The 17,064-nt window shown below is 64.3% G+C and carries 14 protein-coding genes; 12 read left to right on the forward strand and 2 right to left on the reverse strand.

Annotation, left to right across the window (positions count from 1 at the left end; all coding sequences use genetic code 11):
- Positions 1-30 precede the first annotated feature (30 nt).
- The 11 genes from argS to DPM35_RS12415 all read left to right on the forward strand — a co-directional run bounded on the left by argS (position 31) and on the right by DPM35_RS12415 (position 13,294).
- On the forward strand, positions 31-1,788 hold the full coding sequence (argS, locus tag DPM35_RS12365) for an arginine--tRNA ligase (protein ID WP_112127539.1): 1,758 nt from the start codon (positions 31-33) through the stop codon (positions 1,786-1,788).
- Positions 1,789-1,891: 103 nt separating this feature from the next.
- On the forward strand, positions 1,892-5,419 hold the full coding sequence (locus DPM35_RS12370) for an SPOR domain-containing protein (RefSeq protein ID WP_112127540.1): 3,528 nt from the start codon (positions 1,892-1,894) through the stop codon (positions 5,417-5,419).
- Between the two features lie 132 nt (positions 5,420-5,551).
- Positions 5,552-6,571: a beta-N-acetylhexosaminidase gene (gene nagZ, locus DPM35_RS12375; RefSeq protein ID WP_112127541.1), complete on the forward strand. Its 1,020-nt coding sequence runs from the start codon at positions 5,552-5,554 to the stop codon at positions 6,569-6,571.
- Between the two features lie 62 nt (positions 6,572-6,633).
- Positions 6,634-7,434 (forward strand): segregation and condensation protein A, encoded by an 801-nt coding sequence (locus DPM35_RS12380; protein WP_112127802.1) that lies wholly within the window; start codon positions 6,634-6,636, stop codon positions 7,432-7,434.
- On the forward strand, positions 7,431-8,186 hold the full coding sequence (gene scpB / locus DPM35_RS12385; protein WP_112127542.1) for an SMC-Scp complex subunit ScpB: 756 nt from the start codon (positions 7,431-7,433) through the stop codon (positions 8,184-8,186). Before DPM35_RS12380 ends, scpB begins: the two co-directional genes overlap by 4 nt.
- A 283-nt stretch (positions 8,187-8,469) precedes the next feature.
- Positions 8,470-8,688, forward strand: a complete 219-nt coding sequence (locus tag DPM35_RS12390; RefSeq protein ID WP_040981649.1) for a twin-arginine translocase TatA/TatE family subunit — start codon at positions 8,470-8,472, stop codon at positions 8,686-8,688.
- Between the two features lie 83 nt (positions 8,689-8,771).
- On the forward strand, positions 8,772-9,500 hold the full coding sequence (tatB, locus tag DPM35_RS12395; RefSeq protein WP_112127543.1) for a Sec-independent protein translocase protein TatB: 729 nt from the start codon (positions 8,772-8,774) through the stop codon (positions 9,498-9,500).
- Entirely contained in the window at positions 9,497-10,354 is an 858-nt protein-coding gene (tatC, locus tag DPM35_RS12400) for a twin-arginine translocase subunit TatC (RefSeq protein ID WP_112127544.1), read from the forward strand. The genes tatB and tatC overlap by 4 nt, the downstream gene beginning before the upstream one ends.
- Positions 10,355-10,559: 205 nt before the next feature.
- Entirely contained in the window at positions 10,560-11,864 is a 1,305-nt protein-coding gene (gene serS, locus DPM35_RS12405; RefSeq protein ID WP_112127545.1) for a serine--tRNA ligase, read from the forward strand.
- Positions 11,865-11,868: 4 nt separating this feature from the next.
- Positions 11,869-12,627 (forward strand): 5'/3'-nucleotidase SurE, encoded by a 759-nt coding sequence (gene surE / locus DPM35_RS12410; protein ID WP_112127803.1) that lies wholly within the window; start codon positions 11,869-11,871, stop codon positions 12,625-12,627.
- A 13-nt stretch (positions 12,628-12,640) separates the two neighbouring features.
- Positions 12,641-13,294: a protein-L-isoaspartate(D-aspartate) O-methyltransferase gene (locus tag DPM35_RS12415; protein WP_112127546.1), complete on the forward strand. Its 654-nt coding sequence runs from the start codon at positions 12,641-12,643 to the stop codon at positions 13,292-13,294.
- A 69-nt stretch (positions 13,295-13,363) separates the two neighbouring features.
- Here DPM35_RS12415 and DPM35_RS12420 read toward each other — a convergent pair whose 3' ends face one another.
- On the reverse strand, positions 13,364-14,080 hold the full coding sequence (locus tag DPM35_RS12420) for an outer membrane protein (RefSeq protein WP_112127547.1): 717 nt from the start codon (positions 14,078-14,080) through the stop codon (positions 13,364-13,366).
- 383 nt (positions 14,081-14,463) lie between these two features.
- On the opposite strand from DPM35_RS12420, the gene DPM35_RS12425 reads away from it, so the two are divergent.
- Complete coding sequence (locus DPM35_RS12425; RefSeq protein ID WP_112127548.1) at positions 14,464-15,996, forward strand: LysM peptidoglycan-binding domain-containing M23 family metallopeptidase; 1,533 nt, start codon at positions 14,464-14,466, stop codon at positions 15,994-15,996.
- Positions 15,997-16,102: 106 nt separating this feature from the next.
- Here DPM35_RS12425 and DPM35_RS12430 read toward each other — a convergent pair whose 3' ends face one another.
- Positions 16,103-16,993 carry an NAD-dependent epimerase/dehydratase family protein gene (locus tag DPM35_RS12430; RefSeq protein WP_112127549.1) on the reverse strand — a complete coding sequence of 297 codons (891 nt, stop codon included), beginning with the start codon at positions 16,991-16,993 and terminating at the stop codon, positions 16,103-16,105.
- Positions 16,994-17,064: the final 71 nt, after the last annotated feature.

Raw genomic sequence — 17,064 nt, forward strand, 5'->3', positions numbered from 1 at the left:
GGTCGCCTCTTAAAGCCCAGAGCATATCCAATGAATATCTTCGCCGATTTCAACGCGCGGATCGTAAAAGCCGTCGAAGCCCTTGATCTCAAGGACAAGGAAGGGGCCGCGCCTGACCTGTCGCGTATCGCGGTCGAGCCGCCGCGCGATGCCAGCCATGGTGATCTCGCCACCAACGCGGCGATGGTGCTGGCCAAGCCCACTGGACAGAACCCGCGCGCGCTTGCCGAGAAACTCGCCGAAGCGTTGCGGGGCGACGCCGATATCGCCTCGGCCGGGATCGCCGGGCCTGGCTTCGTCAATCTCAGGCTCAAGGACGCGTTCTGGCACGCGCATCTGGCGGCGCTTCTCGGCGAAGGGCGCAACTATGGCCGCTCGACCATCGGCGGCGGCCGCAAGGCCAATGTCGAATATGTCTCGGCCAACCCGACCGGCCCCATGCATGTCGGCCATTGCCGCGGCGCCGTGGTCGGCGACACTTTGGCCAACCTGATGGCTTTCGCCGGCTACGACGTGACCAAGGAATATGTGATCAACGACGCCGGCTCGCAGATCGACGTGCTCGGCCGTTCGGCGCTGTTGCGCTATCGGCAGGCGCTTGGCGAAGACATCGGCGAGATCCCGTCGGGTCTCTATCCGGGCGACTATCTGGTCCCGGTGGGCCAGGCGCTGGCAGAGGAATTCGGCCTCGGCCTGCTGGAAATGCCCGAAGACGAAGCGCTGGCGATCGTCAAGGACCGCACCGTCGATGCGATGATGGCGATGATCCGCGAGGATCTGGCGCTGCTCAACGTGCATCACGACGTGTTCTTCTCCGAGCGCACGCTGCATGCCGACAATGCCAGGAAGATCCGCGCGGCGATCGCCGACCTGACGCTCAAAGGGCATATCTACAAGGGCACGCTGCCGCCGCCGAAGGGCGAGAAGCCCGATGACTGGGAAGACCGCGAGCAGACGCTGTTCCGCTCGACCGCGGTCGGCGACGACATGGACCGGGCGCTTGTCAAGTCGGACGGCTCGTTCACCTATTTTGCCGCCGACGTCGCCTATCTCAAGGACAAGGTCGAGCGCGGCTTCGTCGATCTCATCTACGTGCTTGGCGCCGACCACGGCGGCTATGTGAAGCGGCTCGAGGCGCTGGCGCGGGCGGTGGCCGGCGATACGGTCAAGCTCACCGTATTGCTTTGCCAACTCGTAAAGCTGTTCCGCGACGGCGAGCCGGTCCGGATGTCGAAGCGGTCCGGCGATTTCGTCACCTTGCGCGATGTCGTGGAGGAGGTCGGCCGCGACCCGATCCGCTTCATGATGCTTTACCGCAAGAACGACGCGCCGCTCGATTTCGACTTTGCCAAGGTCACCGAGCAGTCGAAGGACAATCCGGTCTTCTATGTGCAGTACGCTTCGGCGCGCTGCCATTCCGTTTTCCGGCAGGCGAGCGAGCAGCTCGGCGAGGCGAATTTCGACCGCAACCGGCTCGCGGCTTCCGTGGCTGCGCTGACCGACGAGGGCGAGATCGCGCTGATCCGCAAGCTGGCTGAATATCCAAGATTGATCGAATCCGCGGCGCTTTCGCTGGAGCCGCACCGGCTCGCTTTCTACCTCTATGACCTGGCTTCAGGCTTCCATGCACAGTGGAATCGCGGCCACGACAATCAAGACTTACGTTTTGTTAAGGTTAACGACCGAGAATCAACCTATGCCAGACTAGGGCTGGTGCAGGCTGTTTCGGATGTCTTGACCTCCGGCCTGACGCTGATCGGGGCTGACGCGCCTACCGAAATGCGTTAGGTTTAACTAAAAAACCTGTCACCTTTTGCCCACATTGCGCTGGTAAGGGCCAACCCTGCGCGACGTCCATGGCGTCCGACTGTGTGCGAGTTCGGGAACAATAATGGCAGACAGAACCCCGCTGAAAGCAGCCGACCACAACAATATCGCCGACGATGATCCGTTCGCGGAGCTGACCCGGATCATGGGTTTCGATCCGCGCCAGCCGGTCAGGCAGCCGGCCCCTGCGGCCGAGAAAGCCATGCCGGCTAACCAGGCTCCTGCTGCTGACGACTTCGACATCGACCTCGAGAAGGAGTTGATGGGCGAGTTCGATTCCGTCGAGGAAAGCGAGCCGGTCGCGCAGCAGGCTGTCGTGCATCAGATCAGGCAGGAACCGGCTTTCGAGCCTGCCGGCGTCGCCGCGAATGCCGACGAGTTGACGGCATCCTTCGAGCAGGATTTCGTCTTCGACGACGCGGCCGACCACGCCGACTTTGCCGTGGCGCGCGCGCCAGAGCCGCAGTTCGCTCCAGAGCCGCGCGTCGCGGCTCAGCCGGAAGTCGCGCCAGAGGCGCATCTCGCATCCGAGCATTTCGCGCCGGAGCCGCAAGCGGCTCCCGAGCCGGAAGTCGCTTTCGACGATGATTTCGACAAGGCCGTCGCCAGTTCGCTCGATATCTCGCCGGTCGAAGATGATCTTTCGATCGATCATGAAATGGCGGCTTCGCTGGACCAGGATTTCCGGCTCGACCATGACGAGCCGGCGGATGCCCGTCAGGATGCCGTCGAAGCCATGCAGGCCGCGAGCGAAGAGGCGTTCGACGGCGATTTCGACAGCGCGGTCCAGATGTCGCTCGAAGACGAGCTGTCGTTTGAAAGCCATGAGCCCGAGCAGCACGCGCAGGCTGAAAGCCATGAGCCCGAGCGGCATGCGCAGGCCGTCGAGCCGCTCGAAGCTCATGCAGCCGCTCCGCTGATCTCAGAGGATGATTTCGCAGGTCATTTCGACCAGGCGCTGAGCGATGATGTCAATCTCGGCCAGGATCAGGGTCTTCAGGAGCCGGAGCTGTCGCTCGGCGACGAGCCGGAGCCGATGGTCGAAGCGGAGGCCGCCCACTTTGCCGCTGAGCCGGAACCCGCCGCGCCCGAACCTTCCGCCGCGCTGACCCTCGATGACGATTTCGAGCTGAGCTTCCGCGACGCGCTGAACGAAGAGCCGCAAGCTCCGGCGGAGCCCCCCGCCGCGTTGCAGCCGGCCGCGCCGGCTCCGGTCATTGCCGCTCCGGTGCCATCAGTCGCCGCTGCTCCGGTCCCTCTGGTCGCGGCTATGGAGCCGGCAAAGCCGGCCGCCAGCGAGCGCAGCCTGGAGGACGAGCTCAACGCGCTGCTCGGCGCCATGACCGCGCGGCCGATGCCCACGGTCAAGGAGCCTGCTCCCGCGCCACGGCTGGTTGCCGAACCCGAGAGCCACGCCGGTGGGCACGCGGCCGCCGACGATCTCGACTGGGATCTCGACGAGCACCAGCCGACGCAGGACGGGCAGGATGCTCAGCCGGTCGAGAGCGCCCTGGACAACCTGCTCGCCAACGAGCTCGACCGCCAGGATTTTACGCCCTCGGCCAAGGCCGAATCCTCCGGGACCGGGCCTTCTGCGGACGAACAGGGCATTGATTTCGACGACGACGCCTTCGGCGCCGCTTTCGCCAAGAGTATCGAGGCCGAGCAGGCGGCTGCCCTGGCGAAGTCTCCGGCAAATTCGTCTGATTGGATGCATCCGACGCCGGTCGAGCAGACAAGGTCGTGGAGCCGTTCGACCCCGACCGCCGCTCCGCCTGTGCAAGCCTCGTTCGCGGCAGAGCCGGCCCCCGCGGCGCCGGTGCAGATGGCAGCGCCTTCAGTGCCGCTGCAGATGACCGCGCCTGCTTATCGCAACGAGCCGGCACCGGATTATTCCGCCTATGCCAAGCCGGCGCAGGCCCCGATGGCTACGCCGCAGCCCCACCGGCATGACGAGGTGCCGGACGTCGAGACGGTCGATGTTCCGGAGCGCGTCGTTGCGCTCGCCGACGACCTCGACATTCCGGAGCTCAGCTTCGAGGAGGATCAGCCGGCCGCTGCCGCTTATGACGATCTGGACGCGGAATTCGCGAGCCTGCTCACGGACATGAACGCGACGGAGATCGCATCGGCGCCCGTGCAGAACCGTGGCTATGACGACGAAACCTACAGCGCCGGCTTCAACGGCTATGACCGTCGCGACTTGCGGGCCGAGGCTCAGGCGGCTCCAGCCGCTCCGGCTTCCTTCGCCGCCGCGAAAGACTATGACGCTGACGATCTGCCCGGCAGCCGGCCTGTCTCGCAGGCGGACGAATTCGCTCCGGATGAGCTCGATTACGATCCTGAGCTCGAAGAGGCGATGGCGATCCCCGGGCTTGGCGAACGCGAAGCGGCGCAGCCGCGCCGTCGCGGCACGATGATTGCTGCGCTGGTCGGCGCCGTGGTGGTTCTCGGCGGCCTTGGCGCGCTGGCCTTCTCTTTTGGCGGCAAGGGCGGCAGCGAGGCTCCGGTCATCGTCAAAGCCGACAATTCGCCGATCAAGGTGAAGCCCGAAAATCCGGGCGGCACGGTGGTGCCGAACCAGGACAACAAGGTTTATGACGCGGTTGCCAAGGGTGGCGGCACGGCCAAGCCCGCCGAGCCGGTGCAGCAGAAGCTGGTGAACACCACCGAACAGCCCGTGGACCTGGCCTCGAAAGAACCGCCGCCGAGCCGCGTGGTCGATCTTTCGCCCAACGACACCGGCGCCCCGGCCGGCACTGACGCCGCTGGCAATTCGGACACAGCATTGCCCGGCGTCGAGCAGGCGGCTTCGCCTGAAAGCGCGCAAACTGCTGCGCCGGCAAGCGCGCAACCGGCGGCGCCTGCGCCGAAGTCGGAAGACCGCATCGCCCAGGTGCTGCAGCAGGATGAGGTCAACACCGCCAACAACAACGATGTTGTCGCCGTCGCGCCGCGCAAGGTGAAGACCATGATGGTCAAGCCTGACGGCTCGCTGGTGCCGCGCGAGGATCCGACCCCGGCCGCGCCGAAGGTTGCGGCGGCCGAGCCGAGCGATCCGGCGCCGCAGCATGTCGCGCCGGCCTCCGATGGCCAGCAGACGGGAACCGTAGCTTCCGGTACAGACCAGGCCGATACAAGCCAGGCCAATGCTGGCCACGCCGATGCGGCGACCGTGAAGCCGGCGAAGCCCGCTAATAAGAAGACTGAAGCCAAGGCGCAGTCGACCAACACCCCGGCGGTGGTGCCGGTGGCGCCGGCGCGCCCGTCCGACCAGCCGGTCGATATCGTCGGTGAGGTCAAGCCGGACCAGGTCGCTTCCATCGATCCGGCGGCGGCAGCCGGCGGCGGCTCGTGGTCGATGCAGATCGCCTCGCAGCCGACGGTTGAAAGCGCCCAGTCGACCTATCAGGACCTGCAGCGCCGCTACGGCAGCGTGCTCTCCGGCCGCACCGCCAACATCGTCAAGGCCGAGGTCGCGGGCAAGGGCACCTTCTACCGTGTCCGTGTCCCGGCCCAGTCGCGCAACGATGCGATCGCGCTCTGCACCAGCTACAAGGCAGCCGGCGGCAACTGCTTCGTATCGCGCTGATAGATTGGAGCTTCCAAAGCCGGCGCCGCCGCAAGGCCGCGCCGGCTTTTCGTTGTGGACGGTTGCAGGCTTTGACCGGTCGGAGGGCAGGGGTGATTCCCTTCGCCTTGCCAAAGCCTTAAGCTTCCGTGCATGAGCGAATCAAAATCCATGATCCTCGGCTGCGCCGGGAAATCCCTCACCGAAGATGAAATCCGCTTCTATCGGGATGAACGTCCCTGGGGTTTCATCCTGTTTGCGCGCAACATCGGCGAAGCCGGGCAGATCCGCGACCTGGTCGCCGCGATGCGCGACTGCGTCGGTCGCCCGGATGCACCGGTCTTCATCGACCAGGAAGGCGGCAGGGTGCAGCGTCTGCGTCCGCCGCTGGCGCCGAACTATCCGGCCGGCGGTGCGCTTGGCGCGTTGTGGCGCGATGATCGCGAGGCCGGGCGCCGTGCGGCCTGGCTGCTGGCACGGCTGCATGCCTTCGATCTTTCCCGCCTGGGCATAACCGCCGACTGCCTGCCGGTGCTCGACGTGCCGGTCGAAGGCGCCAGCGACGTCATCGGTGCGCGCGCCTATGGCAAGGAGCCCAATGCGGTGATCGAGCTTGGCCGGGCCTCGGCCGAGGGGTTGATGGCCGGCGGCGTGCTGCCGGTGATGAAGCATATTCCCGGCCACGGCCGCGCCTTTGCCGACACGCATTTCGCGCTGCCGACCGTCGATACGCCGCTCGATGAGTTGCGCCGGCATGATTTCGCCCCGTTCAAGGCGTTGAACGAGCTGCCGATGGCAATGACGGCGCATGTCGTCTACAGCGCCGTCGACCCCGACAATCCGGCGACGACGTCCGCCAAGGTCGTCGATCAGGTGATCCGCGGCGAGATCGGCTTCGACGGGCTGCTGATGAGCGACGACACCTCGATGAAGGCACTTTCTGGGGATTTCCCGACAAAGGCGGCCTCGATCCTTGCGGCCGGCTGCGATCTCGTCCTTCACTGCAACGGCGTTTTCGAGGAGATGTCGGGGATCGCGTCGCGCACGACGACGCTGTCGGGCAAGTCTTTGCAGCGTGCTGACCGAGCGCTGACCTATATAAAGGATCGCGACGTCGCCGACGAAACGGCGATACGCGCGGAATTTGCCACCTATTTCGAGGCGGTGGCCTGAACCGAAGGGACGAAAGGCAAGTGGCGGAGACATTGGAAGGCAAGGCCGCGAAGGCCGCACCGATGGACCGTCTGTGGGCCGAGAACGACGATTCACGCCTGACCGGCGACCCCTCGCTGGTCGTCGACGTGGCCGGTTTCGAAGGCCCGCTCGATCTTCTCTTGCATCTTGCCCGCAACCAGAAGGTCGATCTGGCGCGCATTTCGATCCTGGCTTTGGCCGAGCAGTATCTGGCCTTCATCGAGAAGGTGCGGGCGCTGAGATTGGAGCTTGCCGCCGATTATCTGGTGATGGCGGCATGGCTTGCCTTCCTGAAATCGAAGCTGCTGATCCCGAAACAGCCGGGCGAGGAGGGCGAAAGCGGCGAGGAACTGGCGGCGGTGCTGCAATTCCGGCTGAAGCGGCTGGAAGCCATGCGCGACGCCGCGGCGCGGCTGGTCAACCGCAATCGCCTCGGTCGCGACGTCTTTGCGCGCGGCATGCCGGAAATGGTCATCATCGAGAAGCGCAACAGCTTTTCGGCCTCGCTCTACGATCTGCTCACCGCCTACGCGCAGCAGCGCCAGCGGCAGGCGATCAACAATGTGACGATCGCCCGGCGCGCCGTGTGGTCGCTGAAGGATGCGCGTGAGGTGCTCGCGCGGCTGGTCGGCTCGGTCGGCGACTGGACGGCGCTCGACAGCTTCCTGATCGAATATCTGGCCGCGCCGGAAGAGAAGCGCACGGCGATGGCCAGTTCCTTCGCGGCAACGCTCGAAATGGTGCGCGAGGGCAAGCTGGAGGTGCGGCAGGATCAGGTGTTCGCGCCGATCTATCTGCGCGGCCGCGCGCAAAGGGTGAAGGCAGTCGAGGTGGTATCATGAGCGAACGCGCCAACGCTTCGGTCATCCCGTTCAAGGTCGAGGACGAGCCGGAAGACGAGATGGCCGAGCAGGGTTCGATCGAGAACCCCGCCGAGCGGCTGCAATTGTCGGAAGCCGTGCGCATGGCCGAGGCGATCGTTTTCGCCAGCGCCGAGCCGGTCAGCGAAAAGCAGCTTGCCGCGCGTCTGCCTGAAGGTGTCAACATCGCCGCCGCGATGGCCGATCTGCAGCAGATCTATGCCAAGCGCGGCGTCAACCTGGTGCGGGTCGGCGATGCCTGGGCCTTCCGCACCGCCGGCGATCTCGCCTTCCTGATGAGCCGGGATTCCGTCCAGCAGAGAAAGCTATCGCGCGCGGCGCTCGAAGTGCTCGCGATCATCGCCTATCACCAGCCCGTCACGCGCGCCGAGATCGAGGACATCCGGGGCGTGGAGACCTCCAAGGGCACGCTCGACACGCTGCTCGAAACGGAATGGGTCAGGATGCGCGGCCGCCGCCGCACGCCCGGGCGGCCGGTGACCTATGGCACCACCGATGCCTTCCTCGACCATTTCGCGCTTGAGGAGATCCGCGATCTCCCCGGCATGGAAGAGCTGAAGGGCGCCGGCCTGCTCTCGACGCGCATGCCGGCCAATTTCTCGATGCCGGTGCCGCCGGCCGATCCGGACGCGCTGACCGAGGACGAGGATGCGCTGACCGATATCGACCTCGAGGAGCTCGGGCTGCTGACGCCGCGCGTCACGGAAGAGTGACCTAAAGCGCGTCGCGATCTTTCAGATTCGCTCCATGCGCTTTAGTTTTTGATTTTACGCATGTCTTTATCCCGAAACCGGTTCCCACTTTTGGGAGACATGCTTTAGGGAACCGGCACGAATGGTTTATTAGCAAGGCCTGCGCGGATTCGTAGCAAGGCGCTCACGCCGAAAGTGCGTGACATCCGCTAGCCATTTTATCAACTTCATTGCGGTTGTGTTTGAATCCCCGAGCGAAAACGCATAGATCATCGCCGAGGGAAAACATTCGAGAGAGATCGTTATGGGTTCGTTTTCGATTTGGCATTGGATGATCGTGCTGGTCATCGTGCTTCTGGTGTTTGGCCGCGGCAAGATCCCGGAGTTGATGGGCGACATGGCCAAGGGCATCAAGAGCTTCAAGAAGGGCATGGCTGACGACGACGTTGACGACAAGCGTACCGTCGAGCACCGTGCCGACGAGACTGTTTCGCCGGCCAAGGAAAAGGTCAGCAAGAGCTGATCTCGGTTGTTGCTTTGAGCATGCCGTTGTCCCAAAACCGCTTCGCATGGGCGGGCGGCATGCACGCGTCGGAATAGATTGTCATGTTCGAAGTCGGTTGGAGCGAACTGCTGGTGATCGCGGTCGTCATGATCGTGGTCGTCGGGCCCAAGGATTTGCCCAACATGCTGCGCACCTTCGGCCGTACCGCGGCGAAACTGCGCGCCATGGCCGGCGACTTCCAGAAGCAGTTCAATGAGGCGCTGAAGGAAGCCGAGCTCGACGACGTCAAGAGTTCGATCGACAGTCTCCGCGGCCTCAATCCGATGAACGAGGTGCGCAAGCAGCTCAATCCGTTCGAGCAGGCCGCCGCCGATGTGCGGGCCGGCGTCGATACGATGATGAAGCCGAAGCCCGCCGCCGACCCGGCCGCGCCGGCAGCCGACACGCCGCAGCCCGCCGAGCCGTTGAAAAACGGCGCGACGGACATGCCCGGCGTCGGCGCAACCGAGTCTGCCTCGGCCGCCCCGATCTTCCCCGCCATGACTGACGCCTCCGTCACGGCATCGGTTCTGGACGCGCCTATGGCGGCCAAGCCGGCGAAAAAAGCTGCAACCGCAAAAGCCAAGACGACCGGCGCAGCGGCGAAAACGGTGGTGGCACCGAAGGCATCGGCCGCAAAGGCGCCAGCCAAGGCTACGCCGGCTGCGGCCACAGCCGCCGGGCCCGCCAGGAAGGCCGCGCCCAAGGCTGAGGCAAAGCCTGCCGCGGCCAAGAAGCCGGCCTCCAAGAAGACGGCCGACAGCAAGAAGACGGCGGGAGCCGCCAAGTGAGCGTATCGGACAAGGAGCGAGAAGAAATCGAGAAATCGTCGGCGCCGCTGATCGAGCATCTCATCGAATTGCGCCGCCGCCTGATCTGGTCGCTGGGCGGCTTTTTCGTCGCCTTTCTCGTCTGCTTCTTCTTCGCCAAGCGCCTGTTCAACCTTCTGGTCATTCCCTTCAAATGGGCGACGCAATGGGCGGGCCTAGACCCGCACAAGGTCGAGCTGATCTACACCGCGCCGCAGGAGTTCTTCTTTACCCAGGTGAAGCTCGCCATGTTCGGCGGCATGGTCATCGCCTTCCCGCTGATCGCCACGCAGATCTACAAATTCATCGCCCCGGGCCTCTACAAGAACGAGCGCAACGCCTTCCTGCCATTCCTGATCGCCTCGCCCATCCTGTTCCTGATGGGTGCCTCGCTGGTCTATTTCTTCTTCACCCCGATGGTGATGTGGTTCTTCCTCGCCATGCAGCAGGTCGGCACCAACGACCAGGTGCAGATTTCGCTGCTGCCGAAGGTGTCGGAATATCTCAGCCTGATCATGACGCTGATCTTCTCCTTCGGCCTGGTGTTCCAGCTGCCGGTGGTGACCAGCCTTTTGACGCGCGTCGGCCTGTTGTCGTCGCAGGCGCTGGCCGAGAAGCGCAAATGGGCGATCGTGCTTTCCTTCGTGGTCGCCGCCGTGCTGACGCCGCCCGATCCGATGAGCCAATGCGGCCTCGCCATTCCGACCATCATCCTCTACGAGGTCGCCATCTGGTCCTCCCGTATGATCGAGCGCAGCCAGGCACGCGACCGCCTGGCGCGCGAGCAGGCTGAGAGCTCGGTCGCCAGCAACACGCCGGACGCGCCCTCCAGCTAAGCGGCGGCAAGGCAGGGAAATCGAGGCGGCGCGCCTATCCGCCGTCTTGCATCGATGGCGGATGCGGTTTACGCCCTCGATCCTTAAAGCGCGTCGCGCTGAAACGGATTCAAGCGTCGCGCTTTAAGTCTTTAGTTTGATGCATGTCGTTGCCCCAGAACCGCGACACACTTCTGGGCGACCTGCATTGTTTTGAGGATCGACCATGCTTGACATCAAATGGATTCGCGACAACCCGAAGGCCCTTGTCGAGGCGCTGGTGAAGCGCTCGTGGTTGGCTGACGAGGCGCAGTCCACCGTCGACGATCTGATCGCCAAGGACGAGGCGCGGCGTTCGCATCTCAGTGAGTTGCAGGTCAAGCAGGAGCGCCGCAACGCCGCCTCGAAGGAGATCGGCAACGCCATGCGCTCGGGCGATGCAGCCCTTGCCGAGAAGCTCAAGGGCGAAGTCAGCGACATCAAGGCGTTCATCCAGAACGGCGAGGCTCGCGAGCGCGAGCTCGACAAGGCACTGAACGACGCGCTCGCGGTGCTGCCCAACGTGCCGCTGGAGGACGTGCCGGTCGGCAAGGATGAGCACGACAATGTCGTCAAGCGCATCGTCGGCGAAGTGCCGGCGCGCCCGAACTGGGTGAAGGAGCATTTCGAGATCGGCGAAGCGCTCGGCATGATGGATTTCGAGCGGGCGGCGAAATTGTCCGGCGCGCGCTTCACCGTGCTGAAGAACCAGCTGGCCCGCATGGAGCGCGCACTCGGCCAGTTCATGCTCGACCTGCACACGACAGAGCATGGCTACGAGGAGGTCATTCCGCCGCTGATGGTGCGCGACGAGGTGCTTTTCGGCACCAACCAGCTGCCGAAATTCGAGGAAGACCTGTTCTTCACGCCGCATGGCGATGGTCGGCTTGGCCTGATCCCGACGGCCGAAGTGCCGCTGACCAACCTCGTGCGCGAGGAGATCACAGCGCATGAAAAACTGCCGCTTCGCTACACGGCGCTGACGCCGTGCTTCCGCTCGGAAGCGGGCTCGGCCGGCCGCGACACGCGCGGCATGCTGCGCCAGCACCAGTTCTACAAGGTCGAGCTGGTCTCGATCACCGACCAGGAAAGCTCGATCGCCGAGCATGAGCGCATGACGCAATGCGCCGAGGAAGTGCTGAAGCGGCTCGGCCTGCCGTTCCGCACGGTGACGCTGTGCACCGGCGACATGGGTTTCGGCGCGCGCAAGACCTACGACATTGAGGTCTGGCTGCCGGGGCAGAACGCCTATCGCGAAATCTCGTCCTGCTCGGTCTGCGGCGATTTCCAGGCCAGGCGCATGGATGCCCGCTACAAGGACAAGGATGGCAAGGGCAACCGCTTCGTCCACACGCTGAACGGCTCGGGCACGGCGGTCGGCCGCGCTCTCATAGCTGTCATCGAAAACTACCAGAATGAGGATGGCAGCGTAACGATTCCTGAAGTGCTGCGGCCTTACATGGGTGGTCTCGCCAAGATCGAAGCGAAGTGACTTGATGCGCATCCTCCTGACCAACGACGACGGCATCCACGCCGATGGGCTGGCGTCGCTCGAACGCATCGCCCGCACGCTGTCGGATGACGTCTGGGTGGTCGCGCCGGAGCAAGACCAGTCCGGCTACGCGCATTCGCTGTCGATTTCGGAGCCGCTCCGGCTGCGCAAGATCGGCGAGAAGCACTTTGCCGTGCGCGGCACGCCGACCGACTGCGTCATCATGGGTACGAAGAAAATCCTGCCCGGACCGCCGGACCTGATCCTGTCCGGCGTCAATTCCGGCGCCAACATCGCCGACGACGTGACCTATTCCGGCACCGTGGCGGGCGCCATGGAAGGCGCGCTGCTCGGCGTGCGCTCGATCGCGGTCAGCCAGGCCTATTCCTATGTCGGCGAGGATCGCGTGGTTCCTTATGAGACGACCGAGGCGCTGGCCCCGGCGCTGATCAAGCGGCTGGTGGAAACGCCACTGCCGGAAGGCGTGCTGCTCAATGTCAATTTCCCGAACTGCGCTCCCGACGAGGTGGAAGGCACCGTCGTCACCTCGCAGGGCAAGCTGGTTCATAGCCTCTGGGTCGACGAGCGGCGCGACGGACGCGGGCTGCCCTATTACTGGCTGCGCTTCGGCCGCGAGCCGGTCGAAGGCAAGAAGGGCACCGACCTTCATGCGCTGCGCAACCGGCTGGTATCGGTGACGCCGCTGCAGCTCGACCTCACCGCCCATGAACTCCGCGATCAACTGACCAAGGCGTTGTCATAAATAAGGTTTTGGCATGAACACGGCTATCGACGACCGCGAAGGGTTTGCCGCTTTCCTGCTCAGGCTGCGGGGCAGGGGCACGGCGCCTAAGGCGCTGGTCGCCGCCTTCGAGGCGACGCCGCGCCGCGGTTTCCTGTCGGCCCAGTTCCACGCGCTTGCCTGGTCGGACGGCATGCTGCCGATCGAATGCGGCGAGGCGATCGAGGGCGCCGATCTGCAGGCAGCCGTGATCGCAGCGCTCCACATCGAGCCGGGCAACCGCGTGCTCGAGATCGGCACTGGTTCGGGCTACACGGCTGCGGTCATGTCGAGGCTCGCCGCGCGTGTCATCACGATCGACCGCTACAAGACGCTGACCGAGCAGGCAAAGCAGCGCTTCGAGGCACTTGCCATCAGCAACATTATCGTCCGCCAGGCCGACGGCTCCAACGGGCTGCCCAATGAGGGGCCGTTCGATCGCATCGTCGCCTGGGCGGCCTTCGACAGCCTGCCGCGCTTCCTGCTCGACCAATTGTCGAGCGGCGGCATCGTCATCGCGCCGATCGGCCCGGAGGAGGGCGAGCAGGTGCTGGCCAAGCTCACCAAGGTCGGCAGCCGCTTCGAGCGCGAGGACATCGGCATGGTCAGGCTGCAACCGATCCTGCGCAGCGTCGCCGCAGTGATCTAGCCGTTCCAGTCTGAGCAGCTTTCCGAGGGGCAAGAGGGCTTAGGCCATGCAGCGCCCCGTGATCGGCAGTCACCCGTTCCAGTGATAATTCAGATGTAAACCAATTAGGTCGACGTCCTGGCTGATCTTTTCCCTGCTGAAAAGTCCGCCACCAGGGACCGTCGTGAACGTGGCGGTCTCGTCGGGCATGAACAGGTGGTCATACTCGACTGCGAGTGACCAGTTCGGCGTGATACCATATTCAAGACCGGCGCCCAGGGCACCGCCCCACCGGGTCTGATCTCCTGTCTTTCCAGCAAGCGTAGCGGGGGGAGGAAAGGCCGACCCGGTATAGACGTCGAAATGGTTGCCGGTCGCGGCCGCGCCGCCTTTGACGTAAAAGAGGGCATTGCTGACGCTGTATCCGATCTGGGCCGTCAGCAAGCCATACCACTTCACGCGGGACCGGTCGGTGAAAAACGGAATCGGAAAAACAGTACTGTCATTGGAGCCCTTCAGATCAGCCCAGTCGCCTTGCGCTTCCAAGCCGAGCACCCAATTGTCGCGCTGCCAGCGATAGCCGATTTGCGCGCCGGCTGTGCCCCCGGTGGCGCTATGGCAGCCTTCGCTGCCGAAGACACCTTCCCAGCAGGAGCGGCTCGATCCCCAGCCGCCATTGGCGCCGATGTAGACGCCGCTCCAGTCATAGCTCGCGGCGACAGGCGTTTCGGTGAGATCGGCGGCGGACGCAGGCGCGACGGCGCCCAAAGCAGCGGCAAACGCCGCGGCGACGAAAAAACGTTTCATTGAAGCACCCTCCCAAGGTGCCCCGACGCTACCGGAACTCGATCCGGAAATCCTGTGACGTTGCGGCAACAGTCCGGAATATTTGAATCCAAGCTATACTTGGAGAGGAGACTGCGTTGGCTGGGGCCGACCGCTTCGATGCTCGGGGATTTGAAATTGTTCTCGGCCCGGCAATGACACGAAGTCGGCGGCCCCGAAAACCAGCTGCAGACCCGCCGGAAAACCGGTATGTCCGCGTCGCCGTCGCCCCGGGTTCGACCCCGCCAAAATTTCCTCCAATGTTTTAAGAAAATTTTCGTCGGATTCTAAGGGGTTAACCCGGCAGTAACATTAACGCGCTTTAATCAGGGCCAGTTTGTACCGGGTCTGTGCGGGTTAGTGCGATGCAATTCAATCACTTGAAAGCAAACAGACGCAATCTGGCGCGCGGTTGCGCTGTCCTGATGATTGCCGGCGCGGCGGCCGGGTGCAGTTCCCAGTCGATGCGCTTCAACGGTGTCGATGATGTCTTCACGTCATCCACCAACAACCAACGCGCCATCATCAACAAGCAGAATGTCGACCAGCCCTATCCGGGCGACACGGTCGCGCCTGCGCCGGTCGATGGCACGCACACCCAGTCGGTGAGCCGCTCCAGCCTCGAGCCGGTCACGACCCAGCAATTGCCGCCGCCCTCGGCGCCGGCTACGGCAAAGCCGATGCGTAGCGCTTCGGCTCCCGCTCTCGCGCCGGCTCCGGCGCTTGCTCCCGCGCCGCATCTCGACAGGACGGCCACCGGCACTGTCGCGCCGGCCGCAAAGCCCTTCAAGACGGCCGAACCCGATGCCGTGCGCAACGCAAGTGCTGCGCCGCATGCGACCGAGATCGTCGTCAGGGACGGCGAGACGCTTTCGGGTCTGGCGGCGCATTACCACGTGCCGGCCGACGCCATCGCCAAGGTCAACGGGATCGATCCGAAGAAGGGCATCCGGTCAGGCCAGAAGATCGTCATCCCCGCTTACGCCTATTCGAGCAAGGCGGAGCCGAAGGTCGCCGAAGGCAAACCGGCGAATGCGCCGAAGCAGCCTGCCCGCGCTCCGGAGAAGGTCGCCGTTCTGCCGCAGCAGCCCAAGGTCAAGGATGGCAAGTCGGCCGCTCAGGTCGACGCATCGGCTGCGGCCGCGGGTTCCAAGAACCCCAAGCCCGCGACGCAGGTGGCCGAGGCGAAGCCTGCCGGCGCCGGAGGCACCTATACTGTCCAGCAGGGCGACTCGCTCTCGTCGATCGCCAGGAAGACCGGAGTCAGCGTCGTCGCGCTGAAGCAGGCCAACGGAATGCAGGCCGGGCTGCTCAAGATCGGCCAGACGCTCAAGGTCCCGGCCGGCGGCACCGTCGTGGCGGCTGCCAAGCCGGCGGCCACCGCCGCCAAGCCCACGGTCGATCCGGTGACGACCGCAACGACGCCGCCTGCGGCCAAGACCACCGAGACGCTCGCCTCCTACACGCCGCCGAAGAAGGACGCCAAGGTCATCCAGCAGGCCGAGGACGACAATGCGGAGGCGCCCGATGCGACCGGCATCGGCAAGATGCGCTGGCCGGTGCGCGGCCGCGTGATCTCCAGCTTTGGCGCCGGCAAGGACGGCGTCGACATCGCCGTGCCGGAGGGAACGCCGATCAAGGCGGCCGAGAACGGCGTCGTCATCTATGCCGGCGACGGCCTCAAGGAGTTCGGCAACACCGTGCTGGTGCGGCATGAGAACGGCCTGGTCACCGTCTACGGCCATGCAAGCTCGATCGAGGTGCAGCGCGGCCAGAAGGTCAAGCGCGGCCAGGAGATCGCGCTGTCCGGCATGAGCGGCACCACCGACTCGCCCAAGCTGCACTTCGAAGTGCGCAAGAACTCGGCCCCGGTCGATCCGTCCGGCTATCTCGAATAGAACAAGAACAATTGCGGGCCGCCTGACCTCCAGTCCGGCCCGCCGTCTTCAGCCCGTTCCGCAAGGAGCGGGCTTTTTCAGTTGCGAATGATGCCTTGCACTGGGCTCAAAGATGATCCTGAAGCGTGTCGGCGATCATCTCTTCAAGGCTGCTGACCTTCACGCCCAGAAGCGTCTCCGCATCGGAGGAATCGACGAGCAAAGGGGTCTCGAAGAGATATCTCATCTCGATCAACTCATGCATGCCCAGCGCTTCCATCTCGGGGATGGAATAGGAGTGCGTCTCGACAACCTCCCGGCCGAGCATCGCCGCGGTTTTGCGGATGAGCTCGCTGGGCGAGGCGTGTTGCGAGGGGACATGAAACGCCCGTCCCCATTCGCCCGTGTAGCGGGACGCCGCGACGAGCGTCCTGGCGACGTCCTTGGTGAAGCTCCAGGCATGAGTGGCGTCAAGGTCGCCAATGAAGGCGATAGGTTTGTCCTCGATGATCGAGGGCAGGGCGATCAACGAGAAGTAACTGATCGCGCCGTGTCCGAGATAGTCGCTGGAGCGTATCTCGATCGCCGGTACACCGGCGCGGACCGCCCGCTGCCACATGATCGTCCTTGCGGTTCCCTTCTTCGAATTCGGGTCCAGCGGCATGTCGGAGCGAAGCGGGCTTTCGCCATTTTTGCCGTAACCATAGAGGTTCCCGAGCACGATGAGCTTGGCGCCGACCGCTTCCGCCGCCTGCACGGTGCCGTCGATTATGGGGAAAAAGTCGGTTGGCCAGCGATTATATGTGGCCATCGCACACATGAACACGGCATCGGCGCCGCGGCAGACACGCGACAGCGCCGAGGCATCCGTGGCGTCGGCCTGTATCGACCGCACGTTCCGCAACGCGTTCGAACCGACGCTTCGGCTGGTCAGGATGACATCATGGCCTTCTTCGCCAAGAAGGCGAGCCGTCTCGCGTCCAACCGGACCCGCGCCGACAACAACATACGAACTCATGGCAACCTCTCTTCCATGTTTTGAAGGAGAGGCGGGAGTACAGGGTTGCGGCGTTGAAAATCGCGCGGGAA

Origin of the sequence: Mesorhizobium atlanticum (assembly GCF_003289965.1) — a bacterium.
Taxonomy (GTDB): Bacteria; Pseudomonadota; Alphaproteobacteria; order Rhizobiales; family Rhizobiaceae; genus Mesorhizobium; species Mesorhizobium atlanticum.

Bases quoted from the DNA above. Each gene is read 5' to 3' on its own strand.
- argS (WP_112127539.1), top strand. From the start codon at position 31: ATGAATATCTTCGCCGATTTCAACGCGCGGATCGTAAAAGCCGTCGAA.
- DPM35_RS12370 (WP_112127540.1), top strand. From the start codon at position 1,892: ATGGCAGACAGAACCCCGCTGAAAGCAGCCGACCACAACAATATCGCC.
- nagZ (WP_112127541.1), top strand. From the start codon at position 5,552: ATGAGCGAATCAAAATCCATGATCCTCGGCTGCGCCGGGAAATCCCTC.
- DPM35_RS12380 (WP_112127802.1), top strand. From the start codon at position 6,634: ATGGACCGTCTGTGGGCCGAGAACGACGATTCACGCCTGACCGGCGAC.
- scpB (WP_112127542.1), top strand. From the start codon at position 7,431: ATGAGCGAACGCGCCAACGCTTCGGTCATCCCGTTCAAGGTCGAGGAC.
- DPM35_RS12390 (WP_040981649.1), top strand. From the start codon at position 8,470: ATGGGTTCGTTTTCGATTTGGCATTGGATGATCGTGCTGGTCATCGTG.
- tatB (WP_112127543.1), top strand. From the start codon at position 8,772: ATGTTCGAAGTCGGTTGGAGCGAACTGCTGGTGATCGCGGTCGTCATG.
- serS (WP_112127545.1), top strand. From the start codon at position 10,560: ATGCTTGACATCAAATGGATTCGCGACAACCCGAAGGCCCTTGTCGAG.
- surE (WP_112127803.1), top strand. From the start codon at position 11,869: ATGCGCATCCTCCTGACCAACGACGACGGCATCCACGCCGATGGGCTG.
- DPM35_RS12415 (WP_112127546.1), top strand. From the start codon at position 12,641: ATGAACACGGCTATCGACGACCGCGAAGGGTTTGCCGCTTTCCTGCTC.
- DPM35_RS12420 (WP_112127547.1), bottom strand. From the start codon at position 14,080: ATGAAACGTTTTTTCGTCGCCGCGGCGTTTGCCGCTGCTTTGGGCGCC.
- DPM35_RS12425 (WP_112127548.1), top strand. From the start codon at position 14,464: ATGCAATTCAATCACTTGAAAGCAAACAGACGCAATCTGGCGCGCGGT.
- DPM35_RS12430 (WP_112127549.1), bottom strand. From the start codon at position 16,993: ATGAGTTCGTATGTTGTTGTCGGCGCGGGTCCGGTTGGACGCGAGACG.